The organism is Rheinheimera riviphila, assembly GCF_004005945.1.
In the GTDB taxonomy this organism is placed as follows: Bacteria; Pseudomonadota; Gammaproteobacteria; order Enterobacterales; family Alteromonadaceae; genus Pararheinheimera; species Pararheinheimera riviphila.
Map to the genome: position 1 here is coordinate 143,164 of NZ_SACS01000004.1, position 16,487 is coordinate 159,650.

Annotated in this window: 14 protein-coding genes; 5 read left to right on the forward strand and 9 right to left on the reverse strand. The window is 49.5% G+C overall.

What is annotated here, in order from left to right; genetic code table 11:
- Positions 1-24: 24 nt before the first annotated feature.
- On the reverse strand, positions 25-2,490 hold the full coding sequence (gene fadE / locus EOE67_RS05740) for an acyl-CoA dehydrogenase FadE (protein ID WP_127698087.1): 2,466 nt from the start codon (positions 2,488-2,490) through the stop codon (positions 25-27).
- 230 nt (positions 2,491-2,720) lie between these two features.
- Between fadE and EOE67_RS05745 the strand changes: the two genes are divergently transcribed.
- Entirely contained in the window at positions 2,721-3,494 is a 774-nt protein-coding gene (locus tag EOE67_RS05745; protein WP_127698088.1) for a class II glutamine amidotransferase, read from the forward strand.
- Positions 3,495-3,544: 50 nt separating this feature from the next.
- Here EOE67_RS05745 and EOE67_RS05750 read toward each other — a convergent pair whose 3' ends face one another.
- From EOE67_RS05750 to EOE67_RS05785, 8 genes are all read right to left on the reverse strand, one after another.
- Positions 3,545-4,363, reverse strand: a complete 819-nt coding sequence (locus tag EOE67_RS05750) for a DUF3108 domain-containing protein (protein WP_127698089.1) — start codon at positions 4,361-4,363, stop codon at positions 3,545-3,547.
- Positions 4,305-4,961, reverse strand: coding sequence for a phosphoribosylglycinamide formyltransferase (gene purN / locus EOE67_RS05755; RefSeq protein WP_127698090.1), 657 nt, complete (start codon positions 4,959-4,961; stop codon positions 4,305-4,307). The genes EOE67_RS05750 and purN overlap by 59 nt, the downstream gene beginning before the upstream one ends.
- A gap of 6 nt (positions 4,962-4,967) precedes the next feature.
- On the reverse strand, positions 4,968-6,020 hold the full coding sequence (gene purM, locus EOE67_RS05760; RefSeq protein WP_127698091.1) for a phosphoribosylformylglycinamidine cyclo-ligase: 1,053 nt from the start codon (positions 6,018-6,020) through the stop codon (positions 4,968-4,970).
- Positions 6,021-6,150: 130 nt separating this feature from the next.
- A complete protein-coding gene (locus EOE67_RS05765; protein ID WP_127698092.1) occupies positions 6,151-6,561 on the reverse strand; it encodes a hypothetical protein in 411 nt (136 codons plus the stop codon).
- Complete coding sequence (locus tag EOE67_RS05770; RefSeq protein ID WP_127698093.1) at positions 6,558-7,469, reverse strand: LysR family transcriptional regulator; 912 nt, start codon at positions 7,467-7,469, stop codon at positions 6,558-6,560. Before EOE67_RS05770 ends, EOE67_RS05765 begins: the two co-directional genes overlap by 4 nt.
- Positions 7,470-7,486: 17 nt before the next feature.
- Entirely contained in the window at positions 7,487-8,452 is a 966-nt protein-coding gene (gene cmoB / locus EOE67_RS05775) for a tRNA 5-methoxyuridine(34)/uridine 5-oxyacetic acid(34) synthase CmoB (RefSeq protein WP_127698094.1), read from the reverse strand.
- Complete coding sequence (gene cmoA / locus EOE67_RS05780) at positions 8,445-9,191, reverse strand: carboxy-S-adenosyl-L-methionine synthase CmoA (protein ID WP_127698095.1); 747 nt, start codon at positions 9,189-9,191, stop codon at positions 8,445-8,447. Before cmoA ends, cmoB begins: the two co-directional genes overlap by 8 nt.
- 102 nt (positions 9,192-9,293) lie before the next feature.
- Positions 9,294-10,154 carry a DUF72 domain-containing protein gene (locus EOE67_RS05785; RefSeq protein WP_127698096.1) on the reverse strand — a complete coding sequence of 287 codons (861 nt, stop codon included), beginning with the start codon at positions 10,152-10,154 and terminating at the stop codon, positions 9,294-9,296.
- A gap of 121 nt (positions 10,155-10,275) precedes the next feature.
- On the opposite strand from EOE67_RS05785, the gene EOE67_RS05790 reads away from it, so the two are divergent.
- From EOE67_RS05790 to ruvC, 4 genes are all read left to right on the forward strand, one after another.
- Positions 10,276-13,119 carry a transporter substrate-binding domain-containing protein gene (locus tag EOE67_RS05790; RefSeq protein ID WP_127698097.1) on the forward strand — a complete coding sequence of 948 codons (2,844 nt, stop codon included), beginning with the start codon at positions 10,276-10,278 and terminating at the stop codon, positions 13,117-13,119.
- A 91-nt stretch (positions 13,120-13,210) separates the two neighbouring features.
- Positions 13,211-14,998, forward strand: coding sequence for an aspartate--tRNA ligase (aspS, locus tag EOE67_RS05795; RefSeq protein ID WP_127698098.1), 1,788 nt, complete (start codon positions 13,211-13,213; stop codon positions 14,996-14,998).
- A 157-nt stretch (positions 14,999-15,155) separates the two neighbouring features.
- Positions 15,156-15,899, forward strand: a complete 744-nt coding sequence (locus EOE67_RS05800) for a YebC/PmpR family DNA-binding transcriptional regulator (protein ID WP_127698099.1) — start codon at positions 15,156-15,158, stop codon at positions 15,897-15,899.
- Positions 15,900-15,902: 3 nt separating this feature from the next.
- Positions 15,903-16,424, forward strand: coding sequence for a crossover junction endodeoxyribonuclease RuvC (ruvC, locus tag EOE67_RS05805; RefSeq protein WP_127698100.1), 522 nt, complete (start codon positions 15,903-15,905; stop codon positions 16,422-16,424).
- Positions 16,425-16,487: the final 63 nt, after the last annotated feature.

Below are 16,487 nucleotides of genomic sequence, written 5' to 3' on the forward strand. Positions count from 1 at the left end.
TATTGCTAGGGCTATAGATCCCGCTTAAGCAGCTTGTTCAGTCTTGCTTGCTGGTTTGGCATCAAACAGCGACTTATCAGCAGCCAGATCGATTGGATCAAAATCATCAACATTAATCACATGCAATCGACCTGCTTCAGCAATCCGCAGTTTCTCAGCTTCAGCCTGACTCAATACACCAAGCTCCAGACCCAGATCAGCCACTTCACCTAAACGATAGAATGGCAGACGTTTATTCGCAGCATGCACCACTTTATCAAACAGCGGTTCGGCGGCCAGAATGTCAGTCAGCGCTTTTTCCAGCAGACCTAACTGATTGTTTGGCTCCTGCGTCAGATACAAGTGGCTACCAAGCCGTGTGCGGGCTTCACAAGGCGTTTGCATGATGCGTGCAACCTTGTGGTCCAGCGCGTCACTTGGACGGCGCAGCAAGCGGCCCCAAGGGAATACCACACGTTTCAGCACATTCGCCACAATCCGGTTCGGGAAGTTGTCGAACAGTTCATCCAGCGCCAGCTGTGCTTTGGCCAGATTGTCTTCACAGCCCCATTGCACCAGCGGTAAATCCTGCACCTGACGACCTTCATCGTGGTACTTTTTCAAAATGGTCGACGTTAAATACAGCATCGACAGGATATCTCCAAGGCGGGCAGAAATCCGCTCACGGCGTTTTAAGTCACCACCCATGGTCGCCATCGCAATATCTGACATCAACGCCAGAGAAGCACTGAAGCGATTCATCTGCTTGTAGTAACTGGCCGTTTCATCTTTAACCGGTGCATGCGAGAACGCGGCGTTGGTTAAAGACAACCAGAAGGTACGGAAGAAGTTACTGATGCTAAAACCGATATGGCCAAATAAAGCGCGGTCAAAGGCGGTGACTGCAGCGCGTTCGTCATCTAGCTGGGCAGCTTGCAGTTCAGCAAGTACATATGGATGACAACGAATAGCACCCTGACCGTAGATAATCATGTTGCGGGTCAGAATGTTAGCGCCTTCAACAGTAATCGCCACCGGCGCACCCTGATAACCACGGGCTAAATAGTTGTTCGGGCCCATACAGATGCCTTTACCACCATGCACGTCCATCGCATCAATCACCGCCTGACGCATCCGTTCAGTCATGTGATATTTGGTGATAGCAGAAATCACCGACGGTTTTTCGCCTAAATCAATCGAGCCAACGGACATCGTTGTTGAAGCGTCGGCCATATAAGCGTATCCGCCAATCCGCGCCATTGCTTCTTCCACGCCTTCCATTTTGCCGATTGGCAATTTGAACTGACGACGAATACGGGCATAAGCACCGGTCGCCATCGCCGCAGCTTTAATACCGCCGGTACTGTTCGAAGGCAGGGTAATAGCGCGGCCCACCGATAAACATTCCACCAGCATCCGCCAGCCTTGACCAGCCATTTTTGGACCGCCAATGATGTAATCAAGCGGCACAAAAATATCGTCGCCCTGAGTCGGACCATTCTGAAATGGTACGTTTAACGGGAAGTGACGACGGCCGATTTTCACGCCAGGTGTGCTGACCGGGATCAACGCACAGGTAATACCTAAATCGGTTTTATCACCCAGCAGATTGTCCGGATCCTGCAACTTAAACGCTAAGCCAAGCACGGTAGCAATCGGCGCCAGCGTGATATAACGTTTGTTCCAGGTCAGACGCATACCGAGAATTTCTTCACCTTGCCATTGGCCTTTACAGACAATACCAAAATCCGGGATGGCGCCGGCATCAGAACCGGCTTCCGGTGACGTCAGGGCAAAACATGGCACTTCTAAACCTTTGGCCAAACGCGGCAGGTAATGGTCCTGCTGCTCTTTGGTGCCATAGTGCTGCAGCAATTCGCCTGGGCCAAGCGAGTTAGGTACGCCAACGACGCTCGATAACACCATGCTTTTGCTGGTTAATTTTTGCAGTACACAAGATTGAGCGAAAGCTGAAAATTCCAGGCCGCCATACTGCTTTTTGATGATCATGGCAAAGAAGCCCTGATCTTTTAAATATTGATACACTTCCGGCGCTAAATCGGCGCGGTCATGCGTGGTGTGCCAGTCATCAACCATCGCCAACAGCGTTTCGACCGGGCCATCCAGGAAGGCTTGTTCTTCGGCGCTCAGGCGTGGTTTTGGAAAATTGTGCAGCTTATGCCAATCCGGGTTGCCACGAAATAAATCACCTTCCCACCAGGTGGTACCGGCATCGATGGCTTCTTTTTCCGTGGTGGACATTTCCGGCATAATTTTGCGGTACAGTTTTAACAGCGGTTTGGTGATATGTTGCTGGCGAATGCTGGCAATATTCAAAGGAATGGTGATAGCGGCAAAAATCAGCCAGCTAACAATGCCAACAGTTCCGGCGAAAGTGCCGGCGACTAATAAAGCGGCGATAGCGCCGGTAAACAAGGTAAGGCTGGCCCGGTGATAGGCCAAAATGCCGATTGCAAACAGCAACGCAGCGATAAAGATTAACACATCCATAATTATCTCCAGATAAGAGGTCTGACCACTAACGGGTTTAGCCTAAAGTGGATCGGCCGAAGATGCAAGTGATTCCTGCTTCAGTGTAGTTGATTCAGTGTCAACTTTTCTGGTTAGACCTGCGCAATGTCGGTTTTACAGGCAAAATGGCTGGTTTGGGGTTGTGGATATCCGCTGAACATTGCTAACCTCTGGATCTAATAAATAGGAATATCCAATCAAATAAATATATGTGTGAACTGCTGGGGATGTCGGCGAATGTGCCGACCGATATTTGTTTTAGCTTTAAAGGTCTGAAGGAGCGGGGCGGTAATACCGGTCCGCATAAAGACGGCTGGGGCATTGCTTTTTATCAGGGCAAAGGTGTCACCACCTTTAAAGACGCCCAGGCCAGTCATCAGTCAGAAGTCGCGAAGTTGGTCACCGATTACCCGATAAAAAGTAATGTGGTGGTCGGGCATGTACGTCAGGCCAATCGCGGCCGGGTAGCGCTGGAAAATACCCATCCGTTCACGCGGGAATTATGGGGACGTTATTGGACATACGCTCACAATGGCCAGCTAAAAGACTATAAATCCTTGCCACAAGGCCGCTTTAAAGCAGTGGGCACCACCGATAGCGAATCAGCTTTTTGTTTTATTTTGTCGGAGCTGGCCGCACGTTACCCCGATAAACCACCCGCCCGTAAGCAGCTGTTTCGCTTGATTAAAAAGCTCTCTGATCGATTAAAACAGCAGGGCGTGTTTAACTTGTTGTTATCGGATGGCGAATATTTATTTTGTTATTGCAGCACTAAATTGCACTGGATCACCCGCCGGGCGCCGTTTGGCACTGCGCAGTTATCCGATGTGGATGTCGATATCGATTTCAGTCAGGAAACCACCCCCAATGACGTGGTTACAATCGTCGCGACCTTGCCACTAACCACCAACGAGCGGTGGCAAGCAATGGCACCAGGCGAAGCTTGTTTGTTTAAGGCTGGTGAAAAGGTTGAACTGCTGTAAGTTCAACCTGTGTTGACGTGGATCTGGGTTTTGAATAGCTAAACGCAGAACTACTGCGGCTGATAGGTGCTCAGCTGCACATCAAATTGTTCAACATCATCTTCTGATTGCCACAATCGAACCAGCAGATAATCCAGCTCCGGTGCCAGCCAGGCATAGACCTGTTTATCCGGGCCCTGGCCATAACGCTCAATGCGGATGGCTTTGACCTTGCCATAAGGCAATGACAACCACTCTTCAGTCGCCACTTTGTATTTGTAAGTGCGGGTTTCACCATGACGGTTCAACACGTCGTAGACAAAATCAGTTTTACCCTGTTGGATATCCAACACAATCTGGCCGTGGAAACTGAGCATGTCCAGCCATTGCTCATTCCATGGAATTTGTTTGACGACCTGCTTTTTTTCGGTTTTTAACTGTTTCTGCGCCCAATCGAGGCTCAGTTCATAATGACGACTTGGGCCAGTGCCTGAGCGTTGCATCAGATAATGACTTGGTTTGAGCCGCCCTTGTTCAATCACAAACCGCGAACGCTCTTTGCGTTCATCTTTAAAGACTAACCAGCTGATTTTGCTGTTATAACCAAGTTCATAACCGACACCATCCCGTTTTAAATAACGTGAAGCTTCGCCATGTTTTTTACCGGATCGGAAGATTTGATAACTGGCTTCAAATGGCTTAAAGCCAACGGCTGCATCGGTGGCTACAGGGGCGATAGGTTTAGTTGTTGCTTCTGTTGCAACAGTAGTCGTTTGCGCGGCAACCATCTGCGAAATGGCAAGGCAAAAAAATGACGCCATCAGGCGCCATTTATGAATTGTCGTGATCATCATCGTCGGCATATCCATGGTCTGATAAAATCTGGCCATCCAACAATGCCTTATCTGCCTGCTGTTGTAAACGTCCCTGACAAAACCAACGTACCACTAGCGGGTAAATGCGGTGTTCCTGATCGTGTACACGCCCGGCTATTTCTGTTGCATCGTCACCGGCAAAAATAGGCACTTTGGCCTGTAATACCACAGGTCCACCATCGAGCTCTGCTGTTACAAAATGCACGCTGCAGCCATGCTGGGTGTCGCCGGCATCCAATGCGCGCTGATGCGTATGCAAACCCTGATATTTTGGCAATAACGAAGGGTGAATATTTAATAAACGTCCCTGATAATGGCCGACAAATTCAGGCGTTAAGATGCGCATAAAACCGGCCAATACCACTAAATCAGGCTGAAAACTATCGATGCTCTGCAGCAATGCCGCATCATAACTTTGCCGATCCGGGTACGCTTTATGGTCGAGTACCACAGCCGGAATATCCGCTTCTGCGGCGCGCTGCAAGCCAAAAACCCCGGTTTTATTGGAAATGACGGCGCTGATGCGACCGGCAATAAAGCCAGCCGCACAAGCATCGATGATGGCCTGCAGATTTGAGCCACTGCCTGAAATCAGTACAACGATTGATTTCATAAGGAATTAAGCATTCACGCCAGGGATCACAACCTGTGCTTCGCCTTCAGCAGCTGCTTGAATTTCACCCAGGTGCCAGGCAGTTTCGCCAGCGTCCTGCAGGAATTTCAGTGCCGGAGCCAGATTGTCAGCACTCACCACCACAATCATTCCCACGCCACAGTTAAAAGTGCGGTACATTTCGTGACGGGTGACGTTGCCTTGTTGCTGTAACCAGTCAAACACGGCTGGCCACTGGTAACTTTGTTCATTACAAACAGCTTTGGTCTGTTCAGGTAAGACCCGCGGGATATTTTCCCAGAAACCACCGCCAGTGATATGACACAGCGCGTGTACCGGAACCGCTTTAATCAGTGCCAGCAGGTTTTTCACATAAATGCGCGTCGGCGCCATTAAATGGTCGGCCAGGGTTTTGCCTTCCAGCATCACGTCTGGAGTTTGACCGCTGACTTCGATAATTTTACGAATAAGAGAGAAACCGTTGGAGTGCGGGCCTGAAGAAGCCAGCGCGATGATCTGATCACCAGCTTTGACTTTAGAACCGTCGATGATGTCGGCTTTTTCAACCACACCAACGCAGAAACCGGCGATGTCGTAGTCGCCTGCATGGTACATGCCCGGCATTTCAGCGGTTTCGCCGCCAACCAGGGCACAACCAGATTGTTCACAACCATCAGCGATGCCATTGACCACACTGGCCGCTACATCAACATCTAATTTGCCGGTGGCATAATAATCGAGGAAAAACAATGGCTCAGCACCCTGAACCACGATATCGTTGACGCACATAGCGACTAAATCGATGCCAACGCTGTCGTGGCGATTTAAGTCGATGGCCAGTCTTAACTTGGTACCGACGCCGTCAGTGCCCGATACCAGAACTGGTTCTTTATAACCGGCTGGGATTTGACACATAGCGCCAAAACCACCGAGGCCACCAATTACTTCTTTGCGGGTGGTACGTTTAACAGCACCTTTGATCCGGTCGACTAAAGCCTCACCAGCATCAATATCTACGCCTGCATCTTTGTAACTTAACGAAGTTTTTTGTTCGCTCACGGTAATCCTCGATGGCAAAATGAATACGGGTCAAAAAATCCGCCGCATTTTACCCTGTTCTGGCGTCAGACAAAAGGATTAAGGCTCGGCTGATGCAGTTTACTTTATGGTATGACCTGATCGCATGACATTATTGCATCACGTTGCTCATCGCCTGACTGATATATTCACGCACACTTAAATGGACGTCTTTGGTGATTTTGTGAAAGCACAACGATGCCAGCGGAAACTCGCGGTTGTTGTAGTTCAGACTGACATAAGGTGCAGTTTCATCGGCTTTTTGATGGATCCATTCGCCACCAACCACACTGATAAAAATCTGTCCGAGATAAGCGGCGTAAATATTACACAAGGTAAACATATGCTCGTCACTGAAGCGTTGTTGACGATTGACTTCATGTAGCCGGCTTAAAATGGTATCGACCAGCGACAAGCTTTCCAAATTGAAATCAAGGTTGATTTGGTATTCTTCTGAGGCAAACTGCACTGCATCGGCAGCACATTGCTGCATTAAATTATTAAGTTCTGGTTGAGTGCTCATAGCGGACTTCCTGTTTTGCCATGGATGGCAAGGATCAATTGACGGAGTTGCCGGCTACCCGGCCCTAATTTTTCTTCTTTAGGTGTTAACAGTGACATTGGTGCCAGTCGCTCCGAGCTTTGGGTCAGTGGCAACCGGCGCAAAACGCCTTCTGCAATCAGGTTTTTTACCAGATGTTCGGGCAACCAGCAAAAGCCAATACCACTTTTGATGATTTCAATCGCCTCATAAAAGTTACTAACGGTCCAGCGCTGCTCGGCTTTGAGCCAGCCGCCCGGGCCTTCCATTGGTTTGCTGGCGGTATCGCGGATCACAATTTGTAGATGTTGACTCAGTTCATCTAAATCCAGCTGTTTATGCTGCGCCAGTGCGTGCGCGGCACCAATCACCGGAATAAGATGAGCCACACAAATCGGCTCGCCCAAATAACCGCGTGGGATGACCCCTGTTGCGGCAATGACTAAATCAGCTTTACCTTCCAGAATGACTTCGGTGGTGCCGGTGATCACGGTGTCGATAATTTGGATCCGGCTGCCGCGACTCAGCGGATGAAATTGCGCCAAGGCCTGGTATAAAAATTCTTTTGGGTACACCAGCTCGACCGCAATGCGGATTTCCGGTTCCCAACCCATATCAATACTGGCGGCAAGTAGCTCTAAGTCTTCAATTTGCTGGGTCAGAATACGGGAGCGGCGTAGCATCACATCACCGGCTTCGGTTAAAAAGGCTTTGCGGCCAATTACCTGCAGCAGTTCGACACCAAGTTGGTTTTGCAGTTTTGCCACTGCATGATTCAGGCTGGACTGGCTTTTATTGAGTAAATCGGCCGCCTGAGAATAACCGCCGGCATCGACTACGGCCTGCAAAATGCGCCATTGCTCCAGAGTCGATTTTGGCCGGTACGGCATAATTCTCCTTCTGCCAATCAGGCAGTTGCAATAATTACCGCCCGCAATGGGGCCGGATAACCTTCGATGGTTTTACTATGATCAGTCGGGTCGAGAAAATCAACCAGACTTTCATTTTCCATCCAGTTGGTTTTACGTTGTTCATCGAGTGAAGTCTGATTTAAATCAACCACTTTGGCATCATTAAACCCAACGCGTTGCAACCAGCCCAATAAGGCGTCACAACTTGGAATAAACCAGACATTGCGCATTTTGGCATAACGTTCACCCGGCACCAGCACGGTAGTGGCATCGCCTTCGACCACCAAAGTTTCCAGTACCAGCTGGCCACCAGGGCGCAATTGGTTTTTCAGTTGCTGTAAAAAGTCGATCGGTGATTTACGGTGATAGAGCACACCCATCGAAAATACCGTGTCAAAGGCTTTTAACTCCGGCATCTCGTCGATACCAATCGGAATTAAATGCACCTTTGGATCCGGATTAAAATGCTTAATGGCTTCAAATTGGGCGTAAAACAACTGACTTGGATCAATGCCAACCACAAATTCGGCACCAGCGCCGCGCATCCGCCATAAGTGATAACCGCTGCCACAACCGACATCTAACACCAGCCGATGCTGCAATGGCGCCAAATGAGGTAACACCCGATCCCATTTCCAGTCCGAACGCCATTCGGTGTCAATCTGTAATCCGTGTAGCGTAAAAGGGCCTTTGCGCCACGGCATCAGTTGTTTCAGCAACACTTCTAATCGCTGTTTGGCGCCTGCCGACAGTTCATCGGCATGACCAAAACTAACCTGTTCGGTCAATTCGATGGCGGTGGTTTGAGTTTTTGGTAAGTGAGCCAGGACTTTTTGCCACTGCTTAAAATCGCCGTGCAGTGCTTCTTTGCGCCAGTTGGCCAATTGCGCCGGCAACACTTCTAACCATTGATGCAAAGCGTTTTGGGCGATTTCGCCGTAAAACTTATTAAATTCAAGCATCTGATGGCTCCGGTTCTTTAATCGCGACCATGGAGCAAAAATTAAAACACTGGAACCAAACCACACTGCTGCTAAAACCGGCCTGCCGGAAGCGCTGTTGATGTTCCTCAATAGTATCCGGCAACATCACATTTTCCAGCGCACTGCGTTTTTGGCTGATTTCCAGTTCACTGTAGCCATTGGCGCGTTTAAAATCATGATGTAAATCAATCAGTAATTCATGCGTTTGTGGGTTATCCAGCACAATTTTTTCTGACAGAATAAAGATACCACCCGGTTTTAATCCCTGATAAATCCGCGCCACCAGTTCATCCCGATGTTGCTTTGGCAAAAATTGCAGGGTGAAATTGCTCACCACAATAGCCGCGTTATTAATTTCCACGTCACGGATGTCAGCAAGTAACACTTCGAGTGGCACGTCCGAGCGAAATGATTGTAGGTGGCGCTGACAACGCTCAACCATCGCCGGGCTGTTATCAATCGCGATAATCCGGCTTCCGGCATCCGTCAGTTGGCGGCGCATGGCGAGACTGGCAGCGCCTAACGAACAGCCTAAGTCATAATAACGGCTTGCAGGCTGCTGGTACTTTTGCGTCAGTTTGCCGATGGTTTGCACTATGGTTTGATAACCCGGCACCGAGCGCTGGATCATGTCCGGAAAGACTTCAGCGACCGTGGCGTCAAAGCAGAAATCCTGGATCTGAGCCAAAGGCTCGGCGTAAATAAAATCTTTTTGCATAATAAAATCAGGGCTGAGCGGCAATAATGCGTTAGTTTAACCGATTTCATCGCAGCATCGTAACCCTGTCGCCTGATTATCCGTTGGGTTGGCAGCCTAAAGTTAAAATAGCTGCAGCTGTGGTTTTGGTGATGCAACGGTCGAGACAGGCCATGGAGCTAAGACTGGATGGGATATGCCGGATAGTTGTAAAAAATCAGCCGCAAACTGCCGCGCTAGTAAGGGTGCTTGCGCATTGTCCGGCGTGTGAAAAAATGCGTAAGGGGTGCAACCTTGACTGCACCACTGCTGCATTTTCTGCAACCAGGGCTGATAAAATGGCCGGTTTGCTGCGAGATCGTCCAGTCCAATAAAGCGAAACACCGGCTGAAGAGTGAGCGCTATGGCATGTACGGGTAGCCGTGGCTTTTTCTGCTGCGCATCGATCAGTGCGGCGGTATCCGCAGGCACCGAGAACAAAGCTCTGCTATCGAGACATAACCGCTCCGTGTGAGTGGCTCGAAGTTGCTGATGTAACGCCTGTTGCTGCTGTGCTTTATCGAAAAACGCCGGATGGCGCACTTCCAGAGCACAGGGGTAGTCGGCTCGTATTTGTTGCAGTAATGACGACAGATAAGGGAGCTGTGCCGGGCCAAAACTCGCCGGCAGCTGCAGATGAATAAAACCAATTTTGTGTTGTAGCGGCCGGATCAACCTCAGCCAGTTTTCCAGTTCCGCTGGTTCAGCAAACTGATGGCTGACTGACTTTGGCACTTTAAAGTTAAAGCGGAATGTTTCAGGACTTTGCTGATCCCAGCGGGCGATCATTTGTGGTGATGGCGCGGCATAAAATGTAGTGTTTCCTTCAACAGCATTGAAAAACCGACCATACTGGGATAAAAAAGTGGCAGGCTGACTGTCATTGCTAAAAAGGCTGTCGCGCCAGCGTGGATTCGCCCACATCGGGCAGCCGAGATAGTACATTGTTGTTCCTTGAAAAATTGTTCCTTGGATAGTTGCCCCCTGAAAAGGTGTCGACTGCAAGGTAGCAAATTGTGACCGCCGCTGATAGCTGGCTTTCATCCATTGCAGAAAGAGTATCACAATGAAGTTATGGCGTGTGTTGATGACCTGGTTTGTAGTGGGCTGCATGTTCTTCAGCGCTGGTTTTGTTGCCTTGGCCGCAGATCCGCAGTTGCCGCCAACAAAGCTGAAAATTGCGATTAGCAACGATACCTACCCATATACCTATTTGGACAAACAGGAACAACCCGGTGGCCTGGTGGTCGATTGGTGGCGGACTTTAGCCAAAGCGCAAAATATTGAGATTGAGTTTCAGGCCGTCGACTGGGCGAATATCATGGAATTATTGGATTCCGGCCAAGTCGACATTATCGGTGGCATGGCGGTGACTGCCGAGCGGCAGCAAAAATACCTGATGGGGAGTTTGGTGACGGATGTGCACAGTAATGTGTTTTTACATCGTGACTTAGTGCACGTCAACACGCTGGCACAGCTAGCTCCGCACATTGTCGGAGTGGTGAAAAACTCCGGCAATATTGCAGCTATCAACAGCAAACAGCCGGGTTTGACGCTGAAAACCTACGAAAATACCACCGCGATGTATGATGCAGCGCTGGCCGGTCAGATTAAAGCTTTTGTCACCATGGACCGGCTCACCCCCCGTTATCCGGAATTCGAACGGCTGAATCAGCTGTATCCGGTGTTTAAAAAGTTACCCTTGCATAAACTTGAACTCACTTATGGTTTGCGCAAATCGGACGAGCAACTTGCATCGAAACTGGCGCAGTGGGCAAAGCAATTACCTGCTGATTTAACCGACAAGCTCCAACGACGTTGGCTGAGCGGCGCCAGTACCGATGATTCTTTGCTGCTGTCATTGTCGGTGGGCAATCAGCCGCTAATGGGCGTATCCCCAAGCGGGCAGCCACAAGGGTTGTTAGTCGATTTGTGGACCTTGTGGTCGGAAAAAACCGCGACCCCAATTGCGATAGTGCCGGATATCAGTAGTTCCGGCATTAAAAGCCTCAGCCAGGGGCGGGTCGATATTCATATGGGCTATCCGCTGCAACCGTCGTCCGGCACCGATTTGCAATCGGCCTATCAGGTTTATAACTTCAGCTCGTCTTTTTATTACCCAAAAAATATGCCGGTGTCCAGCCTGGCCGATGTCAAACTACCGGTGGGGATTTTTACTTCAGCCGGCTATTATCAGCAACTGCGCAACGATTTTCCCAATCTGGTATTGCAACAGGTGAATACGCTGGATGAAATGTTGTTTGCGGTTGAGCGCAGACAAATTGCCGGATTTTTTGGCTCAGATTTAGTGATGCAGCACCGCTTGTTGCTTACCCAGAGTGACACCTATAAAGCGCTTGATTATCCAAGGTTTAATAGCCCGTTATATGCTTTGGTGCGTGAAGGGAACACCATGCTGGCCAATAAAATTGCCCAAGGTTTTGCCGCTTTGACTCAGGATCAACTGGAGGCCGTTGAAAAACGCTGGATTAACCAAAGTGACTTTGCCTATTTTGCCAAGTTTCGGCAGCAAGTTCCTTTAACCACCGCCGAAAAAGATTGGCTAAGCCAGCACCCGCAATTAAAAGTAGGGGTACTCGCCGATTGGGCGCCAATGGAATTTATTGATGAGAATGGCCAGTTCAGCGGCGTCACGCAGGATGTACTACATAAGTTAAATCAACGGCTGGGAACCAATTTTGTCGCGGTGCCGTTTCAGCATTGGGATGATTTGCAACAAGCCTTTCGTGATGGGCAACTGGACGTCGTTGCCAATATGTCGGATCTGCCGGAGCGACGTAAATATGCCGCATTTAGCATTAATTTTTGGCCATTACAGTGGACGCTGATTAGCCACAACAGCACCGCTGAAATCAGTCAGCTGAAACAACTTCAGGGAAAAAAGATTGCAGTGCTGAAAGAGTATCAAATTGCGAAGTATTTCGAACTGAATTTTCCAACTATTGCGTTATTACATGTGGAAAGCCTGGATGAAGGTCTCAAAGCGCTGCAACGGGGGGAAGCGGATTTTGTGGTGGACACCGTGGTATCGTCCGGCCGGGCATTGCGCCAAACCGAAAACCGCAATCTACGGATGCACTTACCCACCGATATGCCAACTTATCCTTCGCTCTTTGCCGTGCGTAAAGACTGGCCGGAACTGTTGAAAATCCTCGATAAAGGTTTAAAAACCCTGACCGAAGCCGATCGCTCGGAAATTCTCGATCGCTGGTTTACAGTTGAAATCCGCCAGGGTGTCGATGAAGGCAAAGTGGCTGATTTGATTCTGCAAATTGTCGGAATCGGGGTGTTTTTGCTGGCGCTGGTGTTTTTCTGGAATATGTCGTTGCGCCGGGAAATAGGTTTACGCCGCGATATGGAGCAAAAAATGAGGTTTATGGCGACCCATGATGATTTAACCAAACTGGCCAACCGCAATTTACTGGAAGAACGGCTGACGCAGGCGCTGCATCAGCATGCCAGGCATCATGAAAAACTGGCGTTATTGTTTTTAGATTTAGATGGTTTTAAAGAGGTAAACGACCGCTTTGGCCATCATGTTGGCGATGAGTTACTGATTAAAGTGGCCGATGTATTGAATCATTGTGTGCGTAAAAGTGACACCGTGGCGCGTTTTGGTGGTGATGAGTTTGTGATATTGCTCACAGCCATGCTCGATAAAGATGATGCGGCCATTGTGGCCGAGAAAATTCTGCTGCATTTATCCACGCCACTGCAGTTGTCGGCCTGTTCGGCGCAGGTTGGCGCCAGTATTGGCATCGCCTTGTATCCGGATAATGGCACTGATAGCCAGCAAATGATGAAAGCCGCCGACAGTCTGATGTATCAGGCAAAACAACAGGGCAAAGGCTGTTACCGCTTTAGTCAGGGCGCAACATCTGCGCTTTGATGATGAAGGGCAGTGACTTTAACCATCTTTTCTATATAATTGGCGCTCATTTTCAGTGTCAAGTTTCAGTACCGGTAGAAAGGATCAGTGCATGCGTAGTCATTATTGCGGTTTGTTGAACGCACAACACGTCGGGCAACAAGTTTCTCTGTGCGGTTGGATCAACCGTCGTCGTGACCTCGGAGGTCTGATTTTTGTGGACTTGCGCGACCGTGAAGGTCTGGTGCAGGTGTTTTTTGATCCAGATTTAACCGACATGTTCGCTGCGGCTGCAGAACTACGCAACGAATTTTGCGTGCAGATCAAAGGCGAAGTGCGGGCCCGTCCTGATTCTCAAATTAATAAAGATATGGCCACCGGTGAAGTGGAAATTTACGCTTCAGCTTTAACCATTCTGAACAAAGCCCCAGCGTTACCGCTGGATTTTAATCAGAACAACAGCGAAGAGCAGCGCTTAAAATACCGCTATTTAGATATCCGCCGTCCGCTGATGAGCGACCGCTTAAAATTCCGCGCTAAAGTCACCAGCTTTGTCCGTAACTTTATGGACAGCAACGGCTTTTTAGATATCGAAACGCCAATCCTGACCAAAGCAACCCCTGAAGGCGCGCGTGATTATTTAGTACCAAGCCGCACTCATAAAGGCCAGTTTTTCGCATTACCACAATCACCACAGCTGTTTAAGCAGTTGCTGATGATGGGCGGCATGGACCGTTATTATCAGATCGTCAAATGTTTTCGCGACGAAGACTTACGCGCCGATCGTCAGCCTGAATTCACCCAAATCGATATCGAAACCAGCTTTATGACCGCTCCTCAGGTGATGCAGGTCACCGAAGAAATGGTGGTGTCGATGTTTAAATCGATGCTGGACGTTGATTTGGGCACCTTGCCACAAATGACCTATTTAGAAGCGATGCGCTTATACGGCTCAGACAAACCGGATTTACGCAATCCGATGCAGTTTGTCGACGTAGCTGATTTATTAAAAGAAGTCGACTTTAAAGTATTCTCAGGCCCGGCCAACGATCCAAAAGGTCGTGTTGTGGCGCTGAAAGTGCCAGGCGCCGCTGAAAAAGTATCGCGTAAAGACATCGACACCTACACCGCTTTTGTTGGCATTTATGGTGCCAAAGGCTTGGCCTGGCTCAAAGTAAATGACGTGACGCAAAGCCTGGAAGGCATTCAATCACCGGTCGCTAAGTTCTTAACTGCCGATATCGTCAGCGAAATTTTAAGCCGCACCAGCGCACAAAATGGCGACCTGATTTTCTTTGGTGCCGATCGCGCCAAAGTGGTGTGTGAAGCGATGGGCGCACTGCGCTTAAAAATCGGTGAAGATTTAGGTATTACGCAACCAGGCTGGAAACCGCTGTGGGTCATTGATTTCCCGATGTTCGAAGAAAACGATGATGGCAGTTTTTCTGCGGTGCACCATCCGTTTACTTCACCACTGGATACAGCTGCGTTTTTAGCCACGGAAACCGGTGCATTGGAATTGGGCTCGTTACTCTCTAACGCCTACGATATGGTGTTAAATGGCACTGAATTAGGCGGTGGCTCGGTGCGTATTCATACGCCAGAAGTACAAGCCAAAGTATTCCAGTTGCTGGGGATCAGCGATGAAGAAGCGGCTGAAAAATTTGGTTTCTTATTAGAAGCCTTACGTTACGGCGCGCCACCGCATGCTGGTCTGGCGTTCGGTCTGGATCGTTTAGTGATGTTGATGACCGGTGCCACGTCTATTCGTGACGTGATGGCGTTTCCAAAAACGGCGACTGCCGCTTGCCCGCTGACTGATGCTCCAGGTTTTGCCAACCCGCAACAACTCGCGGATTTAGGCATTGCTGTAGTGGTAAAAGCTGACGCTGCGCACTAAAACTAACACAGCACTGCCGCTGCGGTGGTGCTGGTGGTGCTGAAGTATGCACTGCCATTTTAGCTTTCAGGCGGCGACATCATAGTCGCCGTTTTTATCTGCGGGTTCAGGCATTTTCACCGATACCGTAGTGTTTCGAATTTTGATGGAGTACAACATGGCAGGTCATAGTAAATGGGCCAATATGAAGCACCGCAAGGCGCGTCAGGATGCCAAAAAAGTGAAGATATTCACTAAGTTAATTCGTGAATTGACAGTTTCAGCCAAGCAGGGGCCGGATCCGGATGGCAACCCGCGTCTAAGAACGGCGATAGCCAAAGCGCTGGTCAACAACTTGTCGCGTGATGTGATTGAGCGGGCGGTCAAACGTGGTGCTGGTGACAGCGGCGGCGAGAATTTCGAAGAGCTGGTCTACGAAGGTTATGGCCCAAATGGCGTGGCGATTATTGTCGAAACCCTGACTGACAACCATAAAAGAACCGTGGCCGATGTGCGCAGCGCCTTTACCAAATATGGTGGCAACCTAGGCACCAATGGCTCGGTATCCTATATGTTCGCCCGCCAGGGATTATTAAGTTTTGCGCCAGGGGTCAGCGAAGATCTGCTGATGGAACAAGCGCTGGAAGCGGGCGCCGATGATGTTGTCACACATGACGATGGCTCCTTTGAAGTGGTAACCACGCCTGAGGCTTTTGTTGATGTACAAGAGGCGTTAGCTCGGGCAGGGTTACAGGCCGAACATGCTGAAGTCAGTTTAGTTCCTGCGACCAAAGCTGAAATCGGCGCAGATACTGTGGTTAAATTCTTTAAACTCATTGATATGTTAGAAGATTTTGACGATGTGCAAAACGTCTATCACAATGCTGATATCGCCGACGATGTCATGGCGCTGGTTGAATAAGGGTTGAACATAATTCTTGGTATTGACCCTGGTAGCCGGTTGACCGGTTATGGTGTGATCCGCCAGCAAGGTTCGAAGTTTGAATATGTCGCCAGCGGCTGTATCCGGATGACGCTTGGCGAAATGCCGGATCGGCTGAAGCAAATTTTTGATGGCGTGAGTCAGATCATCGAACAAACGCAACCCACGGTATTTGCGATTGAGCAGGTGTTTATGGCGCGCAATCCAGACTCAGCGCTGAAACTCGGTCAGGCACGTGGCGCAGCCATCGTTGCGGCAAAGGTCGGTGGACTGGATGTTTACGAGTATTCAGCGCGTCAGGTGAAACAATCGGTGGTCGGCACCGGCGCAGCCGATAAAACTCAGGTGCAGCATATGGTGCGTACCTTGTTGAAATTACAGGCCAACCCGCAGGCCGATGCCGCAGATGCATTGGCCGTTGCTTTGTGCCATGGTCATACCCAACAAAGTTTGATCAGCATGGCCGGGCAGGCTAGTAAAACGGTACGTGGCCGTTTAAGGTAAAACTGCTTCGACACTGCTGGAACATCACCACCCAAATGCAACTAATTCGCATGAATATGCAGG

Bases quoted from the DNA above. Each gene is read 5' to 3' on its own strand.
- fadE (WP_127698087.1), bottom strand. From the start codon at position 2,490: ATGGATGTGTTAATCTTTATCGCTGCGTTGCTGTTTGCAATCGGCATT.
- EOE67_RS05745 (WP_127698088.1), top strand. From the start codon at position 2,721: ATGTGTGAACTGCTGGGGATGTCGGCGAATGTGCCGACCGATATTTGT.
- EOE67_RS05750 (WP_127698089.1), bottom strand. From the start codon at position 4,363: ATGGCCAGATTTTATCAGACCATGGATATGCCGACGATGATGATCACG.
- purN (WP_127698090.1), bottom strand. From the start codon at position 4,961: ATGAAATCAATCGTTGTACTGATTTCAGGCAGTGGCTCAAATCTGCAG.
- EOE67_RS05765 (WP_127698092.1), bottom strand. From the start codon at position 6,561: ATGAGCACTCAACCAGAACTTAATAATTTAATGCAGCAATGTGCTGCC.
- EOE67_RS05770 (WP_127698093.1), bottom strand. From the start codon at position 7,469: ATGCCGTACCGGCCAAAATCGACTCTGGAGCAATGGCGCATTTTGCAG.
- cmoB (WP_127698094.1), bottom strand. From the start codon at position 8,452: ATGCTTGAATTTAATAAGTTTTACGGCGAAATCGCCCAAAACGCTTTG.
- cmoA (WP_127698095.1), bottom strand. From the start codon at position 9,191: ATGCAAAAAGATTTTATTTACGCCGAGCCTTTGGCTCAGATCCAGGAT.
- EOE67_RS05785 (WP_127698096.1), bottom strand. From the start codon at position 10,154: ATGTACTATCTCGGCTGCCCGATGTGGGCGAATCCACGCTGGCGCGAC.
- EOE67_RS05790 (WP_127698097.1), top strand. From the start codon at position 10,276: ATGAAGTTATGGCGTGTGTTGATGACCTGGTTTGTAGTGGGCTGCATG.
- aspS (WP_127698098.1), top strand. From the start codon at position 13,211: ATGCGTAGTCATTATTGCGGTTTGTTGAACGCACAACACGTCGGGCAA.
- EOE67_RS05800 (WP_127698099.1), top strand. From the start codon at position 15,156: ATGGCAGGTCATAGTAAATGGGCCAATATGAAGCACCGCAAGGCGCGT.